Origin of the sequence: Cyanobium sp. NIES-981 (assembly GCF_900088535.1) — a bacterium.
In the GTDB taxonomy this organism is placed as follows: domain Bacteria; phylum Cyanobacteriota; class Cyanobacteriia; order PCC-6307; family Cyanobiaceae; genus NIES-981.
In genome coordinates, this window is sequence record NZ_LT578417.1 from 947,964 (window position 1) to 965,823 (window position 17,860).

Sequence of the window (17,860 nt, forward strand, 5' to 3'; positions counted from 1 at the left end):
TGGGGATGCCATGGGCAGTGAGGCCAAACTCACGATCGGAGAACTGGAAGCGGGCTATCCCACGTACTGCAAGGCACTGCGGATGCTGATCAAGAACGGGAAGTCCCTGGAGGCGATTCAGCGCACCATCTGCTGGGACCGCCTCACCCTCCTGCAGAAGAGCCTGCCGACCCGCTACAAGTCGCCCGACTACCTCTACGCCCTGCTGAAACGGGAAGTGGAGCAGATGGCCGCCTGAGCCGGCAGGCCCACGCTTGCAGAACGATTCCCATCAGTTTCCCAACAGTCCGCCGCCTGGCCTTCCCGTGGGCTGCTCAGCGTGACTCAATGGAGAAAGTCATTTCCTGAGCGGCCCAGCGCGCCGCGCTGTTCATGCCTCACCACCAGATCCTGATCGTCGGCGGCGGCGCGGCCGGCATCACCGTGGGCGCCCAGCTGAAGCGGGCCCGCAACCCCCTCGAGGTGGCCATCCTGGAGCCCGCCGACGAGCACTACTACCAGCCGGGCTGGACCCTGGTGGGTGGCGGGGTGTTCAGCATGGCGGAGACCCGCCGGGCCGAAGGCGATGTGATGCCGGCAGGCGTCACCTGGATCCGTGAAGCTGCTGCCGGGTTCTCCCCGGAGCGCGGGGTGGTGAGCACCACCGGAGGCCAGGAGATCAGCTACGACGTGCTGATCGTGGCCACCGGCCTCAAACTCTGCTGGGACAGGATCCAGGGGCTGCCCGAAGCCCTCGGCAAGGGCGGGGTGTGCAGCAACTATTCCCGCGAGTTCGCCCCCTACACCTGGGAAGCGATCCAGGCCTTCCAGGGGGGCAGTGACGGCGCCGGCAATGCGGTGTTCACCTGCCCGCCCATGCCGATCAAGTGCCCGGGGGCACCGCAGAAGATCGCCTACATGGCGGACGACGTGTTCAGGAAGAAGGGGCTGCAGGCCCGCGTGATCTACGCCACCGCCACCCCGGGCATCTTCGGCGTGCCCACCTACGCCGCCCCGCTGCGGGACGTGGTGAAGCGGCACGGCATCGATGCCCGCTACAACCATGTGCTCACCGAGGTGCGCGCGGACAGCCGCGAGGCGGTGTTCGAGGTGAAGGACGGCGACACCAGCCGCCAGGAGGTGATCCCCTACGGCCTGCTGCATGTCACCCCGCCGATGGCGGCGCCCGATGTGGTGGCCGCCAGTCCGCTGGCCGCCGCCAGCGGCTTCGTGGAGGTGGACAAGTTCACCCTGCAGCACGTGCGCTACCCCAACGTGTTCTCCCTCGGGGATGTGAGCGGCATTCCCAACTCCAAGACCGCCGCCGCCGTGCGCGGCGAGGCCCCCGTGGTGGTGGCCAACCTGCTGGCCCACCTGGACGGCAGGCCCCTGGAGGCGGCCTACGACGGCTACAGCTGCTGCCCGCTGATCACCGGCTACGGCAAGGTGATCATGGCCGAGTTCAACTACGAACAGCAGCCGGTGCCCTCCTTCCCGCTCGACCCCACCAAGGAGCGCTGGAGCATGTGGTTCGTGAAGCGCAAGATCCTGCCCTCCCTCTACTGGAACCGGATGCTCGCCGGAGCCCAGCACGAGCGCCGCTTCATTCCCGGCGTGAAGCGCTAGGCCGATGCCCTAGCCAGCCTCACGGCAGAGCCGGGCCATCAGCCCCTCTTCATCGGCGCTCACCTGCAGCAGGGTGAAGGGCTCCAGCCAGCCGAGGGCCGCGCCGAGTTCCCCGACCAGGGACTGGTCGTGCTCGCCGATGCCGCCTGTCAGGGCGATCACCTCCACACCCTGGAGGCAGGCGGCCATGGCCCCGATCCCTTCCAGCAACCGCTGCCGGAACACCGCCAGCGCCAGCTGGGCACCCTGGTGCCCCTGCGCAGCCGCCTGCCGCAGGGTGCGCATGTCGCCACTGAGCTCCGAAAGCCCCAGCAGGCCGCTGTGGCACTGGAGCGCCTCATCGATGGCCTCCGGAGTCAGCCCCTGCCGCAGCTGGTGCAGCAACAGCCCGGGATCGACGCTGCCGCTGCGGCTGGCCATCACCAGACCCTCCAGGGGGGTGAATCCCATGGTGGTGGCCACGCTGCGGGGACCGGTTGAGGGATCGAGGCGGATGGCGCAGAGGGAACAGCCCGCGCCGAGATGGCAGCTGATCAGCCGGCGTGCGCCGGGCCGGAGCACCGCCACCTGTTCCGCCACATGCTGGTGGCTGAGACCATGGAAGCCGAAGCGCCGCAGGCCGGCGGCCCGCCACCCGGCCGGGATGGCGTAGGTGCGCGCCGCCTCCGGCAGGGTGGCGTGGAAGCCGGTGTCGAAACAGGCCCACTGGCGCAGGCCCGGGGCCTGCGCCTCGCCCCAGGCGCTGAACCAGCGGATGGCCTCCAGTGCTGCGGCGTTGTGGAGCGGGGCCAGCGGCACCAGAGCTTCGAGGGCCTCGACCACGGCGGGGGTGAGGGCTGTGGGGGCCGTGAAGCGCTCCCCGCCATGCACCACCCGGTGGGCGATCCGCTCCAGCCGGGGCAGCCAGGGGGTGATCTCCGGCAGCAGCCACCCCTCCAGCAGCGCCTCAACCCCTCCGGCAGCCCCGGGATCCAGGGAGCGCTGCTGCTGCCAGGGACGCTGGCCGCGGCCATCCACCAGCGAGGCCTTGAGGCTGGAGCTGCCGGCATTCACCACCAGCACCAGCGCTGGGGGGATCGGGGCGGGCATCGGGGGCGCCTCCCGCTTGGTTGCGGGCCCATTGTTGAACCACCCGCAAGCCCTAGGGTCCTGCTACGCCTGTCCACCGGGAGCCGGCCGCCCGGTCCCGGCCCCTGACCGACGCCCGTCCCACGCGCGATGTCCCCAGGCACCACCCTGCTGAATGCCGCCGGCGGACTCGGGCTGTTCCTGCTGGGCATGGCGCTGATGACCGAGGGGTTGCGGAACCTGGCCGGGCACCGGCTCCGCCAGGCCTTGCTGCGCTTCACCCGCTCACCCTGGAGCGGCGCCTGCAGCGGGGCCCTCACCACGGCCATCGTGCAGTCGTCCAGCGCCACCACGGTGATGACGGTGGGCTTCGTGAGCGCCGGGCTGCTGAGCTTCCAGGCGGCTGTGGGCATCATCCTCGGGGCCAACGTGGGCAGCACGGGGCTGGGCTGGCTGGTGGCCCTGCTGGGGATCAAGCTCAACCTGCAGCGCCTCATGCTGCCGCTGGTGCTGGTGGGTGCCTGCCTGCGCCTGCTGGGCCGCGCCCGTCAGGCCCAGGCCGGCCTGGCGCTGGCGGGCTTCGCGCTCCTGTTCATCGGGATCGGCGGGCTGCAGGAGGCCATGGCGGGGCATGGCCTGCTCCTGGATCCGGCCCGCTTCGACGCCGAGCAGCTGACGGGGCGGTTCCAGCTGCTTCTGCTCGGCCTGCTCACCACGGTGATCACCCAGTCCTCCGGGGCTGGGGTGGCCACCGCGCTGGCCGCGATCGGAGCCGGTGCCATCGCCGTGCCCCAGGCCTGCGCGCTGGTGATCGGCATGGACCTGGGCACCACCGTGACCGCCCTGATCGCGGCGATGGGCGCAGGGCTCGGGGCCCGGCGCACCGCCGCGGCCCACGTGGCGTTCAACCTGTTCACGGCCCTGCTGGCCTTCACGCTGCTGCCGCTGTACCTGCTGGGCCTCCGGCAGGGGTGGCCGGCGTTCCTGGCGCGCGATCCGGAGTTCGCCCTCACCGCCTTCCACACCGGCTTCAACGTGGCCGGGGTGCTGCTGATCCTGCCCTTCGCCTCCGGCTTCGCCGGCCTGATCCGCCGCCTGGTGCCCCCCAGCCGCGACCGCCCCACCGAGGAGCTGACCGACACGCCACCCAAGGATCCGATGCTGGCCGTCGACCAGGCCTCCACCGTGCTGGGCCAGTCCTTCGTGGCCCTCCTCACCGGGCTGCGCCAGGCCCTGACCCAACCGCAGACCACCTCGGCCGCCCTCGTGCGGGAGACGGGACTCGGTGAGACCGACCTGGAGCGCCTGGAACTCTTCGTGGACCAGGTGGAGCTGCCGGGGCTGCCCCACCCCGTGAGCGCCAGGCTGCTGCATCTCTTGCATGGTCTCGACCACCTGCAGCGGCTGCATGAGCGCTGCACCGAGGAAGAACAGCGCCGGCAGGCCGTGGCCACGGCGCCCGCCCTGCAGCGGGAACGGGACCTGCTGCTCCACGGCCTGGACGCCTTGATTCCCCTGCTGGGGCAGGGATCGTGGCAGGCGGCCGGTCCCGTGGCCGATGCCTGCGCCCGGCGACTGCACCGCCGGGTGGATCCGTTCCGGCAGGAGGTGATGGAGCGGATCGCCGCGGGATCCCTCGATGTGGAGGAGGGCACAGCGCTGCTGGAGGCGATGCGCTGGCTGCGGCGGGTGAGCCAGCATCTGCAGCGGATCTGCCATCACCTGGTGGAGGTGATGGGGCCGGGTCCCCCTGCCCCCCTGGACGGGGCCAGAGCAACGTGACCAGAGTGGAGGGGCAGGCGCGATGCGGAAGGCACCAACCATGGCCAGGCCTGTCACACCGCTCCCTGCTCCGGCAGGGGGTGCCGGGCCGGGGGCCCGCAGCAGCGGCGAGCACCTGCATGGGCTCCTGAGCGCTCAGGCCAGGCGCCTGGTGAAGCTCCAGCCCAAGGTGCTGGAGTCTCGGGACACCGAGCCCCTGCATCAGATGCGGGTGGCGATGCGTCGCCTGCGCACCTGCCTGATCCAGTTCGAGCCGGCCCTGGTGATGCCCCCGCAGGTGTCTGCCGGCGCACTGGCCCGATCAGGCCAGCGCCTCGGCATGGCCCGCGACCTGGACGTGCTGCAGGAACGGCTGGAGACCCGGCTGCTGGCGCATCTGCCCACCGAGGAGGTGCACCAGCTCGCCCCTGTGATCAAGCGGCTGCGGCGGCAACGGCACAAGGCCCAGAAGCCACTGCGGCGCGAGCTCACCGGCGGCAGCTACCGGCCCATGGGCCAGGCCCTGGAGGGCTGGCTGCGGGACCCCCGCTTCACCCCGCTGGGCGAGCGGCCGCTGGTGGAGTGGCTGGTGGAGTGGCAGTGGCCCTGGCTCGGCCAACTGCTGCTGCATCCGGCCTGGTGGGTGGAGGAGCCCGCCGGTGGAGCCGCGGCCAAGCAGCTCCACGACCTGCGCAAGGGCCTCAAGGGAGCGCGCTACCGGCTGGAAAACCTCCAGCCGCTGGCTGGCGCCACCGCCGGCCACTGGCTGGAGCAGCTCAAACAGGCCCAGGAGCTGCTCGGAGACCTCCATGATATCGCCGTGCTGCGGCAGGTGATCGAGTCCCGGCTCAAGGGCCCCCTGTCCCGGCGGCTGCCCCGGCTCCACGCCCTGCTCCAGCAGCAGCAGGCCGCCAGCTGGGCCAGCTGGCGGTTGCTCGCCGAGCGGCTGCTGGGCTTCCCGCAGCGCCGCCAGCTGCTGCAGGGGCTGCTGCTGGATCCAGACCACCTGGACCTGTAGCGCAGATCACATGCGTCGGCCTTGTGGAGCACCTCGCAGCCGCTGAGCCATCGATAAGGTCCCCTGGACGCCTGTCTGGCGTCTCTTCCCGATCGGTGTGAGGACCCGATGAAATTCTTCCAGCGCCTGCTGGTGGCCCCTGCGGCCCTTGGTCTGCTGGCCCCCGTGGCCGCCAACGCTTCCGAGGTGAGGGCCGAGCTCAACCTGGACGGCGTCAACCAGTACGCCTCCCAGGAGCAAGTCACCAGCATCTCCCAGTTCTCGGACGTGCAGCCCACCAGCTGGGCCTACCAGGCACTGTCCAACCTGATCGAGCGCTACGGCTGCGTGGCCGGCTACCCCGACGGCACCTACCGCGGGCAGAAGGCCATGACCCGTTTCGAGGCCGCCGCGCTGCTCAACGCCTGCCTCGATCGCGTCACCGAGGTGACCGACGAGCTCAAGCGCCTGATGGCCGAGTTCGAGAAGGAGCTCGCCGTGCTCAAGGGCCGCGTCGATGGCCTCGAGGCCAAGGTGGGTGAACTGGAGGCCACCCAGTTCTCCACCACCACCAAGCTGAAGGGCGAGGTGAGCATGATCCTTGGCGGCATGCCCGACTTCGACAATGTGGATGGCGCCGATCCGGACCAGACCACCTTCAACTACGACGTGCGGCTGAATTTCGACACCAGCTTCAGCGGCAAGGACCTGCTCCGCACCCGTCTGCGCGCCGGCAACTTCAGCTCCCTGCCCTTCGGCAGCAGCTCCCAGATCTTCACCCTCGACAAGGCCACCGGCACGGATGATTCCGTGAAGATCGATCGTCTGTTCTACGACTTCCCCGTGGGTGAGTCGTTCAACCTCACGGTGGGCGCCCTGGTGCGCAACACCGAGATGATCGCCTTCCTGCCCAGCGCCTACAAGTCGAGCATTCTCGATTACTTCGGCCTGGCTGGCGCCTCCGGCACCTACAACAAGGCCACCGGCGCCGGCGCCGGCTTCCGCTGGAAGCAGAACGTGGAGAAGGGCCGCCCCTACGCCACCTTCTCCGCCAACTACGTGTCCAGCTCAGGCTTTGCTGATTCCAGCATCGGTGCCTTCAGCGAAGACAGCGGCATCAACGCCCTGGCCCAGCTGGGTGTGAAAGCTCCGAACTGGGGTGCTGCCGTGGCCTACCGCTACGGCTCCGAGGCCTCCCGGATCCGCAACCCCAATTTCTCCGGCACCGTGCTCAGCGGTGAGGACACCAACAGTGTGGCCGTGGGTGCCTACTGGCAGCCCTCCGACTCCGGCTGGATCCCCTCGATCAGCCTGGGCTACGGCTACAACGACGGCAGCGGCGGCTTCCCCGATTCCCAGTCCTGGATGGTGGGCTTCCAGTGGGATGACGCCTTCGCCAAGGGCAACGCCGCCGGCTTCGCCTTCGGCATGCCGCCCTTCGTGGATGGCGATGAGGGCGATGAGGCCTGGCTGTACGAGATCTTCTACAAGTTCCAGGTCACCGACAACATCTCCATCACCCCTGCCCTCTTCTACGGCACCAATGCGGCCTCCAACGGCGGCGACGATGCCTGGGGCGGCGTGATTCAGACCACCTTCAAGTTCTGAGTCACCAAACCTCCAGCACTCCACACACCTCGCCCACCTCACACCTCCGCGGCGCAGCTCCTGCGCCAGAGCCCCCCATGCCGGGGGGCTTTTTTATTGGCTCCTCCTTCAATCTGGCCGGAAAACCATCAGCACAGCCATCGCTGAAGGCCGTGCCGCATGAGTTTACCGAGCATTAATCTTCCCATAATCTTCAGCCTATTGTGTATTGCGAGCATGGGATAGACCCACCTGGTTTCATCCATGTCCTTCGCGAAGAAGGCCCCCCTGTACGGAGCCGCTGCCCTCGCCCTCTCCGGCATGGCCGCCGGCAGTGCAGGCCTGGCCGGCGCCACCCTCAACGGCGCTGGTGCCAGCTTTCCCGCCCCCTTCTATCAGGCCGCCTTCGCCTCGGCGGCGAAGCAGGGAATCCGTGTGAATTATCAGTCGGTGGGATCCGGCGCCGGCGTGCGCCAGTTCATCGCCGGCACCGTGGATTTCGGTGCCACCGATGAACCGATCAAGGCCGCAGAAGCGAGCCAGGTGAAGCGGGGCGTGGTGCAGTTCCCCGCCGTGGGTGGCACCATCGCCATCGCCTACAACAACCCCAGCTGCAAGGGGCTCAAGCTCAGCCAGAAGCAGGCTGTGGACGTGTTCCTGGGCAAGATCAAGACCTGGGAGCAATTGAAATGCGGCAAGGGCACCATCAATGTGGTGCACCGCTCCGACGGCAGCGGCACCACCTTCGCCTTCACCAATTCGCTCTCCGCCTTCTCGCCGGAATGGAAGAGCAAGGTGGGGGAGGGCAAGAGCGTGAAATGGCCCGTGGGTGTGGGCGGCAAGGGCAACGAGGGCGTGGCTGGCATCCTCCAGAACACCCCGGGCTCGATCGGCTACGTGAACCAGGCCTTCGTGAAGGGCAAGCTCAAGGCGGCAGCGCTGCAGAACAAGGCCGGCAAGTATGTGCTGCCGAATGTGAAGAGCGGTGCCGCAGCTCTGAACAACATCAAGCTGGACGGCAACCTCGCGGGTGAAAATCCCAACCCTGCCGGGGCCGACAGCTACCCGATCTCCACCCTCACCTGGATCCTGGCCTACCAGAAAGGCAACGGTGCCAAGGCCGGCGAGATCCGCAAGGCCATGACCCATCTGCTGGGGCCCGCCCAGAGCCGGGCCGATGATCTGGGCTATGTGCCGCTGAAAGGCAACATCCTCAACGCCGCCAAGAAGGCAGTGGGCCGGATCGGCACCTAGGAGCGGGCCGGGCCGGCACTGCGCAGCCGCACCGCCAGCAGGTTCTGGCGCTGATCCACCCCAGCCACCCGCAGGCCGGCCTCCCTCACCTGGGGCTCCGTGAGCATCCGATGCCGCGGTGCGACCACCACCAGCCCCCGGTCGAAGGCGTGGCCGTGGGTGGAGCGCTGCAACGCCACCACCTCCGGCCAGCCATCCAGCCGCAGGATCGGGTGGCCACTGCGCAGGGCCACCGAGTGGTAGCTCTTGCCCAGGATCACGATCGGCACCCCCGGGGTGGTGTGCTGGGCCACCGCATCGGCGAGCTCCAGGATCGCCGCCTGGCGGTGCTGCCGGTACACCGACGCCACCCCGGGCACCAGCGTGCTGAAGTTGAGCACCGCCACCAGCGTCCAGGCCGTCACCAGGGCGGTGCGGCGCTGCGGAATCCAGATCAGCACGCCCACCACCGCCGCGGCCATCAGCACCAGCAGCCCCCGCAGGGGCGCACCCTCCAGATGCGCCACCAGGGCCGCCGTGTAGTCGGGGAAGACCCGGTCGGGCTTGATCAGCCTGGCCGCCACCGGTGCGAACACCAGCCCACCGGCCGCCAGCACCCCAGCCGTGCCTGCCCCCAGAAGGCCGTAGAAGCGGGAACTGCGGCTGTAGGACTCCTGACGCGCCGTTCCCGTCGGAGGCTCCGGCACCAGATTGAACGCCGCCAGGATGGCCAGCGGCGGCAGACAGGAGAGGATGTAGTGGGGCAGCTTGGTGCTGGCCACACTGAGCAGCAGCACGGTGAGCACCAGCCACACCAGGGCGAACAGCTGCAGGTCGGCGCTGCGCTCGGAGGGATGCCGCCGCCGCGCCTGGCCAGCGAGCTGACGCCAGCGCGCCCGGTTGGGGATGGCCAGCAGGCCCCAGGGAAAGCTGAGCAGCAGCACCACCGGCAGGTAGTAGAACCAGGGCCCCCTGTGGCCGTCCACGGTGCTGGTGACGCGGGCCAGGTTGCTGCGACCCAGGAAGCCGGCGATGAAGGCCGGTCCGGCCTCATGGAGAGCGGCCAGGAGCCAGGGAAGGGGCAGCGCCACGGCCAGGGCGGCACTCAGCAGCAGCTGAGGCAGCCGGCGCAGCAGCAGCCCGCCCTGGCGGGTGAGTGCCGTGAAGGCCAGCACCACGGCCACCGGCAGGCCCCAGGCCAGCAGCCCCTTGGCCAGGAAGCCCAGGCCCATGGCCAGACCCACGATCACGGCCAGCCTGCGGGGGCCCAGGGCAGGGTGGGGCTGCCCGAACAGCAGGACATACAGGCCGGCCGCCGCCACCGTGATGCAGGTGGTGATGTAGCTGTCGTGCACGGCCACATGGGCAAAGGCGGCGTAGCCCGGCAAGCAGGCCAGGATCAGGCCCGCCAGCAGGGCCCGGCGCAGGGAGCGACGCGGTGACTCCGTGTCGCACCCCCCCTGGTGGCGCACCAGAAGCACCGTGGCCAGAACACCGAGACTGCTGGCCACGGCGGCCCCCAGGCGCGCCAGCCACGGTTCCGCTGGAAAGAACTGGAACACCGGCCAGGCCACCCAGTAGGGCAGCGGCGGCTTGTCGAAGTAAGGCCCGCCGCTGACGCGCGGCACCACGAGGCTGTGCTCGGCATGCATGGTGCGTGCGATATCCAGCTGGAGCGATTCCGTCTTATCCAGCGGATAGAGAATGTTGCTGCCCCAGAACAACACCACCAGCACGACCGCCATCACCAGCAGGATCAGGCCGCTTCGGCGCAATAGAGCGTCCGGGGGATGATGCCTGACACCTTGTTGCTGAGCGGGTCCAGCGCTGTCAACGCCTTCGTCAGGTTGTTGATTCACGGGTGGTACCGCGTCGGGATAGTGGCCGGGGCGGGATACGACCACACGGGAATCAGAAAGAATGAAGCCTACCCCCCGCGCTGCTTAGTGCCTGATGATGGCAGCCATGGCACAAACGGAGCCCATTCACCAGGCCACTGATGCTGAGAAGCATTTGCAGGATTCAGGAAAGCCGCCATCCCAAGGCCGCCGATTGATACCCATCCCCTGTAGGGTGTGGGGAGTAGGTTCAGTTCAGAAACTGGCTATCTTTTTCCGCGATTCCTGAACGTCTTCCGCACCTGATCTGCCTGCCGGCTGGTGGCCTGCACCCTCTTGCCCCAATCTGAACAGTCACGCTGAAACACCACGCTGAACAGGCAAGCGGACCAGCCCAGTCCAACAGGCTTGCTGACCCTTCCTGAAGGCCGTGGCGAGCCGTGCCTGGGCCACACTGGTGACCCCTCGGTGCTCCCAGGACAGCCCGCCCCGCGACGGGCCCGGCACAGCCCCCCCCCCATAACAGCCCCCACCACAGCCCCCCAGTCCCACCCATGACCCTCTCCACCAGCTTCACCACACCGGCGCTGGCCACCGGCCCCGCGGGACGGGCCATGGCCCAGCCCATGGACCCCTCCCTGCTGGAGGCCCTGCAGGAGCACCTCAGCCTGGAGCGCAGAGCCAGTGCGGCCTACTTCGCCATGGCCCTCTGGTGCGCGGAGCGGGAGCTGCGCGGTTTCGCGCACTACCTCAAGAGCGAGTCCGCCGCGGAGCAGGGCCATGCCGCCCAGGTGGCCGACTACCTGATTGCCCGCGGCCAGAGCGTGACCCTGCAGGAGATTCCGGCTCCGCGGCAGCACTGGGACTCCCTCGAGGAGATCTTCACTGCGGTGTTCCAGATGGAGGCCGATGTCACCGCGTCCCTGCAGCAGCTCTACGGCATGGCCGAGCGGGGCAGCGATGTGCGCACCACCGTGTTTCTCGATCCGATGGTGGACAAGCAGATCGCCGCGGAGAACGAGGCTGCCCATCTGCTGGGCCGGCTTCGCTTCGCCCAGAACCAGCCCGCCGCCGTTCTGATCATCGACGGCGAACTCAGCGCGGACCAGCACGGGCCGGCCACCCTGGCCTGAAGCCACGCCGGGGGCAGAAGGTGGGGGGGTGGTTCTACAGCGCCTCCCCCATGGCGCGATCGAAGGAGCGGCTGCAGATCTCCAGGAGAAAAGCCAGCGCCAGGGGATCCAGCCCTCCCCGCCGCCGCCAGCCCTGGGCCAGCCGCTCCAGTTCCCCGCGGCGCCCCTGCAGCTGCGCCACTTCGGCGGCCAGCCGGGCGCGCAGGGGGGGATCCATGCAGCGCTCCAGGGCCAGCGAAAGGCTGCGGCAGCGCTGCCTGAGCCGATCAGCTTCCCGGCAGAGGCTGCCGACCAGGCTGTCGGAGCAGAGGGAAGTCAAGGACCGACGGCGCTCCACGGGATGGGACGAACCGTAGGCCCCTGCCGCCGAAACTGCAAGCGATTCTCAATCGCGTTACATGCCGCCACGGACCAGCGCCGGCAGCCCTCCCTGCAGAACCAGCAGGCCCGGCAGCAGCGTGCCCAGCAGCCGACCCGCCGCATCGGCCATCGGGAGGAAGCCCACCTTCAGGCTCACCGCCGCGGCATCGGAGTGGGCCAGCACAGGGTCGCTGTGGATGGAGGAGTTCATCGCGATCACCCCCCCGAAGGCCCCCAGTCCCGCCACGACCGGCACCGCCGGAGTCCACGCCTGGCGCGCCCGGGCGACGGCGATCAGGGCCGGGATGGCCATGAGCAGGGCGCTCCAGAACTGCACGGCGGCAGGGCCCGGAGGCGCACCACGGCCCCCGCGGCGGCGCAGCGACGGAGCGGCGACCTGCACCAGGCCGTAGGCGACCACCCACAGCCCCATGAAGCCGCCCACCTCCCAGAACCGCCACCCCAGGGCGCCGACCTGCAGCAGGGTGCCCACCCGGAGGGTGAAGCCGCAGGCCGTGGCGGGCACCGATCCACCCCCTTCACCGGGCAGGCCACCAGCACCCGCTGCACACCGGCCACCGCCAAGCAGGGCTGCAGGGCCGGGGGCGTCCTGTGACGCCCGGTGCCGTCGAGCACCATCGCCACGTCCACCTGCCTCCCGCCCCCGGCGGCGGTGTCGTTGCTGTGCCCCAGCTCGAGGCCGGGGCGATCCCCCAGCGCGCGGCACACGAGCCGGCCGATGCGGCCGAAGCCCTTGATCCCGAAACGCATGGCGAACCCGTGCCGGCGAAGGAACGCGGAGGGCGCGACCATGGCGGCAGGCCCAGCGCCGCCGCAAACCAGATCAACCAGGGTTGATCAACCAACCGATTTTGTTTCATGCGTGTTCTGGATCACACAGTCAACGCCAGCAGCGCCACCGCGCCCGCGCCCAGCCTCACAGAGGCGGGGGCCCGGGCCCTGCTGAAGGCCCTGGCCGATCCCCTCCGTCTGCAGGTGCTCGAGGCCCTGGGGGATGGGGAGCGCTGTGTGTGCGACCTGGGCGGCGATCTGGGCCTGGCCCAGTCGAAGCTCTCGTTTCACCTCAAGGTGATGCGGGAGGCGGGCCTGCTGGCGGCCCGGGACCAGGGCCGCTGGACCTATTACCGGCTGCAACCCGAGGCGATCGGGGCCCTGCAGCAGTGGCTGGACCGCCTCGTGGTCCACAGCCAGCGCCCCGCGCCTGCCTGCCCCGACTAGGACCGCAGCCCCTCAGCACTGCTCCCCACCGGGATCCTCCTCGTCGGTTTCCAGCTGCAGGGTGGTGTGCCCCACGCCCAGCTGCTGCAGCCGGTGGCGGGCCTGCCGCAGCAGCTCCCGGTCCGCCAGCCGCGCCGGGTCCCGCTGCAGGTGGGCGGTGAGCGCCACCGCCGAGGTGCTCATGCTCCAGACATGCAGGTGATGCACCCGCTCCACCCCCTCCAGCGAGAGCAGAGCCGCCTCGATCGCCGCCAGATCCACACCGCGTGGCACGGCATCGAGCAGCAACGCCCCGGATTCCAGCAGCAGACCCCAGCCGCTCCACAGCACGGCCAGGCCCACCCCGATCGCCGCCAGGGCGTCCAGCCGGCTCCAGCCCGTGAGCTGGATCAGAAGCGCGCTGAGCAGCACCGCCGCCGACACCGCCGCATCGGTGAGCAGGTGCAGCACCGCGGCCCGGCGGTTGAGGTCGTGCTGATGGCCGTGGCCGAACAGCCGGGCTGAGGCCAGGTTGATCACCAGACCGGCCAGGGCCGCCCAGGCCACCGGTTCCGGCTGGATCGCGGCAGGCCGTCCCAGCCGCTGCACCCCCTCCACCACCACCACCCCGCCAGCCGCCAGCACCAGGGCGCCATTGGCGAGGGAGGCGAACTGGGTGCTGCGCCGGTAGCCGTAGGTGAAGCGCCTGCTGGCCGGCCGCAGGGCCAGCCGCTCGGCGGCCCAGCCCAGGGCCAGCCCCAGCACATCCCCCACGTTGTGCAGGGCATCTCCGATCAGGGCCAGGGAGCCGAAGCCGAAGCCCACCACCAGCTGCACCACCACCAGGCCGGTGTTGAGCAGCACGCTCCAGCGGAACGGGGCGCTGTCAGGGTGACGGTGGCCGGGGCTAACCAACTCTTAAACGGCGGACTACCGCACCTTGATCTCCGGCCTCGCCGTTGTCCATAGCGTCGAGGGGCTCTCCGGGTGCTCCGCCCATGGTGTTCACGCCCTCCGAGGCCACGAACCAGCGCGACGGGTTCAGGATCCTGCTCGAGGACAGCTATGCCCGGCGCCAGCTGGTGCACCTGCCCGCCGGCAGCAGGGTGCCGCTGCTGCGCCGCAGCGTGTGGGTGGTGGTGCGGGGCATGGTGAAGCTGAGCACCATCTCGTTCCAGGGGGATGCCCTGATGCTGGGGCTCGCCGGATCGAACGAGCCCTTCGGCGATCCCCTCAGCAGCCAGCCCAGCTACGAGGCCACCACGATGGTGGACAGCGACCTGCTCTGCCTCAGCTGTGACGAGGTGCTGGCCGCCCCCCACCTCGCCATCGGGCTGCTGCAGGGTCTGGCCGCGCGCTACCGGCAGAGCGAGGCGATGCTCGCCCTGCTCGGCCTGCGCCGCATCGAAGATCGGCTGCGGGGCTTTCTGGAACTGCTGGCCGAGGAGTACGGCCAGCCCTGCGACCAGGGGCTGCGGCTGCCGCTGCGGCTCACCCACCACGACCTGGCCAGCGCCCTGAGCACCACCCGCGTCACCATCACCCGGGAGCTGGGACAGCTGCGCAGCAGCGGCTGGCTCACGCTGGATGGCGAGCGTCATCTGGTGCTGGCGCACCAGCCCCTGGGCTGATGCGCCAGCTGGGCTCCCGACCCCTGGGCCTCCGCGAACCGCCCCGCCCCATCAGCTTCTGGGGCCTGGAGGCCCCGGGCCACAATGGGGCGATGCGTGCGCGCCTCCTGGTCGTCGAAGACGACGAGACCATCCGCGAGACCCTGCAGGAAGCCCTGGAGCTGGAGGGGTTCAGCGTCACGGCCTGCGCCAACGGCCGCGATGCCCTCAACGCCCTGCAGCCCGGCGGCAAGCCCCAGTCCGGCAGGGGGGAGCCCGCCGCGCCCTACGCCCTGGTGGTGCTCGACCTGATGCTGCCAGGCCTGGGGGGACTGGATGTGTGCCGGGCGCTGCGCGCGGCCAGCAATTTCACGCCGATCCTGGTGGTGAGCGCCCGGGACAGCGAGACCGACAGGGTGCTGGGCCTGGAGGTGGGGGCCGACGACTACCTGGTGAAACCCTTCGGCATGCGGGAGCTGGTGGCCCGCTGCCGGGCCCTGCTGCGCCGCAGCGGCAGCCAGGGCACCGTGGAGAAGGTGCTCGAACACGCCAACCTGAAGCTCTACCAGGACGAATGCCGGGTGACCCGCGACGGGTTGCCGGTGAACCTCTCCCCGAAGGAATACCGCCTGCTGGAGCTGTTCATGCAGCACCCCCGTCGCGTCTGGAGCCGCGACAAGCTGCTGGAGCACGTGTGGGGCGTGGACTACTTCGGCGACAGCAAGACGGTGGATGTGCACATCCGCTGGCTGCGGGAAAAACTGGAGGAGGAACCCTCCTCCCCCCAGCACCTGGTCACCGTGCGTGGATTCGGCTACCGCTTTGGCTGAGTCCGGCCGCAGCCACCGCCCGCCCGGCTCCCTGGGGGTGGGCCGCTGGTGGAGGCGTGCCGGCAGCAGCGGCAGCGGCCCCAGCGCGCGCCAGCTGCTCAGCTGGATGGACAGCTCCCCGGTGGGCTGGGTGCTGCTGGACGGGGACGGGCGGATCCGCCACATCAGCCCCCTGGCCGAGCGCATCCTCTGCCGCGGGCTGGGGCAGAAGGAGGCGAACCGGCGGCTGGAGGGCAGCCCTCTGAACGCCCTGTGTGACGATCCCGGCCTGATCGGCTCGATCGCCCTGGCGCGGCGCCAGGGCCGGAACCAACGGCTCGAATGGCGCTTCGGCGGCGCAGACTTCAACCTGGCGGTGGTGCCGGGCCTGGATGGCTGGATCGCGGTGCAGCTGCAGAGCCGTCGCTCGCTGGAGGCCCAGCTGGAGCAGCAGGAGCGCTGGGTGAGCGATGTGGCCCATGAACTCAAGACACCGCTCACGGCCCTGCTGCTGGTGGGCGACAGCCTGGCCGCCCAGGTGAACGACCGCAACGCCCGGCTGGTGGAACGGCTGCAGCGGGAGCTGCGGCGGCTGCAGGATCTGGTGGTGAACCTGCTGGAGCTCTCGCGGCTGGAGAACACCCTGCCGGGCCAGGGTCTGCGGGTGGATGGGGTGGACCTGGCCCAGTTGGTGGAGCAGGTGTGGCTGGGTCTCCGGCCCCTGGCGGAACAGCGGGGCATCGATCTGGTGCTGGCCAGCCGCGAGGACTCCGGCCCGAACCCGAAGATCCGGGGCGACGGGGCGCGCCTGCACAGGGCCGTGCTGAACCTGCTGGACAATGCCCTGCGCTTCAGTCCGGAAGGGGGGGGGCTGGAGGTGAGGCTCACCAGCCGCGGCGGCTGGTGCCAGCTCAGCGTGCGCGATCACGGCCCCGGCCTCAGTGAGGACGACCTGGCCCACATGTTCGAGCGGTTCTACCGGGGCGACAGCGCCCGGACACGCCATGGCCGCAGCGGCAGCGGCCTGGGGCTGGCGATCGTGCAGCAGATCGCCGTGAGCCACGGCGGCAGGGTGCAGGCCAGCAACCACCCGGGAGGGGGCGCCTTGCTGGAACTGATCCTGCCGCACGAACCGAGCACCCTGCCCCCCCGCCAGGGAGAGCGCTGAGCAGGCCTCAGCGCACGCTCACCTCCACGACCCGGCCACCCAGGCGGTTCACCCGCTGCAACGCCTCGTTCATGCGGGTGTAGGGCACCCGGATCACCGTTTCAGCGGTGCGGGAATAGGCGTTGTTGGCCACACCGGTCACCAGCAGGGTGACCAGGCGGCCACTGCTGCTGTCGGAGCCCCGGGCGCCGGCCATCACGGGCAGGCCGTTGATGCGGTCGGTGCGCTCGGTGTTGAACACCGCCGCCGGCGCATCGCCAGCCTCGCTGCTGTAGGCACCGGAGCCCACCGAGGAACGGAAGTAGGCGGGGCCGGAGCTGGGGGGATTCACCGCCACGGGCCGGTTGCGGTGCACCACGCGGTTGAGCCGCGACTGCACGCCGGCGGAATCGCCCTTCACCGAGGCCGCGGCACCCCGGGCCAGCTGGAACACCCAGGAGAACTGCCGGCCCTGCTGACCGGGGGAATAATCCCAGCCATGGATGTAGGGAACAACATCCTGGCCGAAACGTTGCTGGTATTCGTCACTGTCGACGTACGAATCGATCTCGGCGTCGTAACCCTGCTCCTGCAGGATCGTGAAATGCTCGAGCATCTCGTGACTGTTGTTCGGAGCACGGCCCAGCAGATGCTTGAAGTTCAGCTCGATGAAGCGGTAGGGATTGCAGTTTTCAAAGAACTTCTCTTTGTAGAGTCCGCTCTTGGCCACCAGCCGCACGAGTTCACGCACACTCAGATCGCCATTGCGGAACAGGGATTCCAGCCCCTCCAGCCGCTCGCTCCTCATGATGTACTGGTTGCCCAGCACCTGCTGGTACACGGCGCGAATGATGGTGGCGCGGTCATCGTCACTGGCGTGGGCCCAGTTTTCCTTGTTTCGGGCACCTGCGAAACGTTCAATCCCCAGAATGGGGGCCTTGACCAAAGCCATGGGCGTAGGGGGGCGAAGGGCGGATGTCGGGAAGGGAACATGCGGCAACCGTGACGCGGATCGCGCCCCGTGCGCGCCAATACGCTACGGGGAGTCAAGGCAGCCGCTGCGCAGATTCATTGAATATTTATGTTCATGTAAAGAGCCGTGAACTTGGTGGACAAACCCATCCCGATGCGGTTGTGCCCCCCCGGGTTGACTAGGCTGATCCGGACGACACCAATCGGGCGGCACACGCGGTGATGCACTTCTGGGCACCAGACATCGATCCATCCCATCCGATGGAGTGCACCCAGCCGGAGCGCTACGCCATCCAGCGGCTCGACAACGGCAGTTATCTGGCCATCGAAGACGGCGAACAGCGCGTCTACGACGTGAAGGTCGCCAGCGAGGCCTACCTCTTCCACACCCATGAGGCCGCCCTGCGGGCCGCCCAGCAGCTCAACCAGACCGGGCGGGGACCGGTGGATGTGGTGAAGATCGAGTGGGAACCCACGCCCGATCTCAGCACCAACCACTGATCCAGCCGCCGGCCAGGCCAC

At 69.4% G+C, this 17,860-nt stretch carries 19 protein-coding genes; 13 read left to right on the plus strand and 6 right to left on the minus strand.

Going from position 1 to position 17,860, the window contains the following annotated elements:
- Window positions 1-10: 10 nt before the first annotated feature.
- Both CBM981_RS04815 and CBM981_RS04820 read left to right on the plus strand, forming a co-directional pair.
- Window positions 11-238 carry a DUF3136 domain-containing protein gene (locus tag CBM981_RS04815; protein ID WP_087067483.1) on the plus strand — a complete coding sequence of 76 codons (228 nt, stop codon included), beginning with the start codon at window positions 11-13 and terminating at the stop codon, window positions 236-238.
- A gap of 134 nt (window positions 239-372) precedes the next feature.
- On the plus strand, window positions 373-1,605 hold the full coding sequence (locus tag CBM981_RS04820; RefSeq protein ID WP_087067484.1) for an FAD/NAD(P)-binding oxidoreductase: 1,233 nt from the start codon (window positions 373-375) through the stop codon (window positions 1,603-1,605).
- Window positions 1,606-1,614: 9 nt separating this feature from the next.
- Here CBM981_RS04820 and CBM981_RS04825 read toward each other — a convergent pair whose 3' ends face one another.
- The gene (locus CBM981_RS04825; protein WP_172820818.1) at window positions 1,615-2,694 is read right to left on the minus strand and encodes an acetate/propionate family kinase; all 1,080 of its coding nucleotides are present in this window, start codon (window positions 2,692-2,694) and stop codon (window positions 1,615-1,617) included.
- A gap of 129 nt (window positions 2,695-2,823) precedes the next feature.
- Here CBM981_RS04825 and CBM981_RS04830 point away from each other — a divergent pair, with 129 nt between their 5' ends.
- From CBM981_RS04830 to pstS, 4 genes are all read left to right on the plus strand, one after another.
- Window positions 2,824-4,455, plus strand: a complete 1,632-nt coding sequence (locus tag CBM981_RS04830) for a Na/Pi cotransporter family protein (protein ID WP_087067485.1) — start codon at window positions 2,824-2,826, stop codon at window positions 4,453-4,455.
- 40 nt (window positions 4,456-4,495) lie between these two features.
- Window positions 4,496-5,452, plus strand: a complete 957-nt coding sequence (locus CBM981_RS04835) for a CHAD domain-containing protein (RefSeq protein WP_172820819.1) — start codon at window positions 4,496-4,498, stop codon at window positions 5,450-5,452.
- A 108-nt stretch (window positions 5,453-5,560) separates the two neighbouring features.
- On the plus strand, window positions 5,561-7,039 hold the full coding sequence (locus CBM981_RS04840; RefSeq protein ID WP_087067487.1) for an iron uptake porin: 1,479 nt from the start codon (window positions 5,561-5,563) through the stop codon (window positions 7,037-7,039).
- 243 nt (window positions 7,040-7,282) lie between these two features.
- The gene (pstS, locus tag CBM981_RS04845) at window positions 7,283-8,272 is read left to right on the plus strand and encodes a phosphate ABC transporter substrate-binding protein PstS (protein WP_087067488.1); all 990 of its coding nucleotides are present in this window, start codon (window positions 7,283-7,285) and stop codon (window positions 8,270-8,272) included.
- Here the strand turns inward: pstS and CBM981_RS04850 are convergent.
- Complete coding sequence (locus CBM981_RS04850) at window positions 8,269-10,026, minus strand: glycosyltransferase family 39 protein (RefSeq protein WP_087067489.1); 1,758 nt, start codon at window positions 10,024-10,026, stop codon at window positions 8,269-8,271. The two genes, pstS and CBM981_RS04850, sit on opposite strands and share 4 nt — an antisense overlap.
- Window positions 10,027-10,643: 617 nt before the next feature.
- Here CBM981_RS04850 and CBM981_RS04855 point away from each other — a divergent pair.
- Window positions 10,644-11,222 (plus strand): ferritin, encoded by a 579-nt coding sequence (locus tag CBM981_RS04855; protein ID WP_087067490.1) that lies wholly within the window; start codon window positions 10,644-10,646, stop codon window positions 11,220-11,222.
- 34 nt (window positions 11,223-11,256) lie between these two features.
- Here the strand turns inward: CBM981_RS04855 and CBM981_RS04860 are convergent, their stop codons facing one another.
- Both CBM981_RS04860 and CBM981_RS15585 read right to left on the minus strand, forming a co-directional pair.
- On the minus strand, window positions 11,257-11,541 hold the full coding sequence (locus CBM981_RS04860) for a hypothetical protein (protein ID WP_087067491.1): 285 nt from the start codon (window positions 11,539-11,541) through the stop codon (window positions 11,257-11,259).
- 75 nt (window positions 11,542-11,616) lie between these two features.
- Complete coding sequence (locus tag CBM981_RS15585) at window positions 11,617-12,108, minus strand: hypothetical protein (protein ID WP_087067492.1); 492 nt, start codon at window positions 12,106-12,108, stop codon at window positions 11,617-11,619.
- An 86-nt stretch (window positions 12,109-12,194) separates the two neighbouring features.
- On the opposite strand from CBM981_RS15585, the gene CBM981_RS15810 reads away from it, so the two are divergent.
- Window positions 12,195-12,440, plus strand: a complete 246-nt coding sequence (locus CBM981_RS15810) for a hypothetical protein (protein WP_225867539.1) — start codon at window positions 12,195-12,197, stop codon at window positions 12,438-12,440.
- A gap of 21 nt (window positions 12,441-12,461) precedes the next feature.
- The gene (locus CBM981_RS04870; RefSeq protein WP_087067493.1) at window positions 12,462-12,821 is read left to right on the plus strand and encodes a helix-turn-helix transcriptional regulator; all 360 of its coding nucleotides are present in this window, start codon (window positions 12,462-12,464) and stop codon (window positions 12,819-12,821) included.
- A gap of 12 nt (window positions 12,822-12,833) precedes the next feature.
- On the opposite strand, the gene CBM981_RS04875 is transcribed toward CBM981_RS04870, so the two are convergent.
- The gene (locus tag CBM981_RS04875; protein WP_087067494.1) at window positions 12,834-13,715 is read right to left on the minus strand and encodes a cation diffusion facilitator family transporter; all 882 of its coding nucleotides are present in this window, start codon (window positions 13,713-13,715) and stop codon (window positions 12,834-12,836) included.
- An 83-nt stretch (window positions 13,716-13,798) separates the two neighbouring features.
- Between CBM981_RS04875 and CBM981_RS04880 the strand changes: the two genes are divergently transcribed.
- The 3 genes from CBM981_RS04880 to CBM981_RS04890 all read left to right on the plus strand — a co-directional run bounded on the left by CBM981_RS04880 (window position 13,799) and on the right by CBM981_RS04890 (window position 16,387).
- Entirely contained in the window at window positions 13,799-14,431 is a 633-nt protein-coding gene (locus tag CBM981_RS04880; RefSeq protein ID WP_087067495.1) for a Crp/Fnr family transcriptional regulator, read from the plus strand.
- Window positions 14,432-14,523: 92 nt separating this feature from the next.
- Window positions 14,524-15,240 (plus strand): response regulator transcription factor, encoded by a 717-nt coding sequence (locus tag CBM981_RS04885; RefSeq protein ID WP_087069206.1) that lies wholly within the window; start codon window positions 14,524-14,526, stop codon window positions 15,238-15,240.
- Window positions 15,233-16,387 (plus strand): HAMP domain-containing sensor histidine kinase, encoded by a 1,155-nt coding sequence (locus tag CBM981_RS04890; protein WP_225867540.1) that lies wholly within the window; start codon window positions 15,233-15,235, stop codon window positions 16,385-16,387. The genes CBM981_RS04885 and CBM981_RS04890 overlap by 8 nt, the downstream gene beginning before the upstream one ends.
- Window positions 16,388-16,394: 7 nt before the next feature.
- Here CBM981_RS04890 and CBM981_RS04895 read toward each other — a convergent pair whose 3' ends face one another.
- A complete protein-coding gene (locus CBM981_RS04895; RefSeq protein ID WP_087067497.1) occupies window positions 16,395-17,318 on the minus strand; it encodes a phycobilisome rod-core linker polypeptide in 924 nt (307 codons plus the stop codon).
- 281 nt (window positions 17,319-17,599) lie between these two features.
- On the opposite strand from CBM981_RS04895, the gene CBM981_RS04900 reads away from it, so the two are divergent.
- Window positions 17,600-17,839: a hypothetical protein gene (locus CBM981_RS04900; RefSeq protein ID WP_157665337.1), complete on the plus strand. Its 240-nt coding sequence runs from the start codon at window positions 17,600-17,602 to the stop codon at window positions 17,837-17,839.
- The last annotated feature ends 21 nt before the right edge of the window (window positions 17,840-17,860 follow it).

What these genes read in the sequence shown, in the direction of transcription:
- CBM981_RS04815 (WP_087067483.1), top strand. Translation starts at nt 11, where the DNA reads ATGGGCAGTGAGGCCAAACTCACGATCGGAGAACTGGAAGCGGGCTAT.
- CBM981_RS04855 (WP_087067490.1), top strand. Translation starts at nt 10,644, where the DNA reads ATGACCCTCTCCACCAGCTTCACCACACCGGCGCTGGCCACCGGCCCC.
- pstS (WP_087067488.1), top strand. Translation starts at nt 7,283, where the DNA reads ATGTCCTTCGCGAAGAAGGCCCCCCTGTACGGAGCCGCTGCCCTCGCC.
- CBM981_RS04895 (WP_087067497.1), bottom strand. Translation starts at nt 17,318, where the DNA reads ATGGCTTTGGTCAAGGCCCCCATTCTGGGGATTGAACGTTTCGCAGGT.
- CBM981_RS04840 (WP_087067487.1), top strand. Translation starts at nt 5,561, where the DNA reads ATGAAATTCTTCCAGCGCCTGCTGGTGGCCCCTGCGGCCCTTGGTCTG.
- CBM981_RS04830 (WP_087067485.1), top strand. Translation starts at nt 2,824, where the DNA reads ATGTCCCCAGGCACCACCCTGCTGAATGCCGCCGGCGGACTCGGGCTG.
- CBM981_RS04835 (WP_172820819.1), top strand. Translation starts at nt 4,496, where the DNA reads ATGGCCAGGCCTGTCACACCGCTCCCTGCTCCGGCAGGGGGTGCCGGG.
- CBM981_RS04825 (WP_172820818.1), bottom strand. Translation starts at nt 2,694, where the DNA reads ATGCCCGCCCCGATCCCCCCAGCGCTGGTGCTGGTGGTGAATGCCGGC.
- CBM981_RS04820 (WP_087067484.1), top strand. Translation starts at nt 373, where the DNA reads ATGCCTCACCACCAGATCCTGATCGTCGGCGGCGGCGCGGCCGGCATC.
- CBM981_RS04880 (WP_087067495.1), top strand. Translation starts at nt 13,799, where the DNA reads ATGGTGTTCACGCCCTCCGAGGCCACGAACCAGCGCGACGGGTTCAGG.
- CBM981_RS04870 (WP_087067493.1), top strand. Translation starts at nt 12,462, where the DNA reads ATGCGTGTTCTGGATCACACAGTCAACGCCAGCAGCGCCACCGCGCCC.
- CBM981_RS04900 (WP_157665337.1), top strand. Translation starts at nt 17,600, where the DNA reads ATGGAGTGCACCCAGCCGGAGCGCTACGCCATCCAGCGGCTCGACAAC.
- CBM981_RS04885 (WP_087069206.1), top strand. Translation starts at nt 14,524, where the DNA reads ATGCGTGCGCGCCTCCTGGTCGTCGAAGACGACGAGACCATCCGCGAG.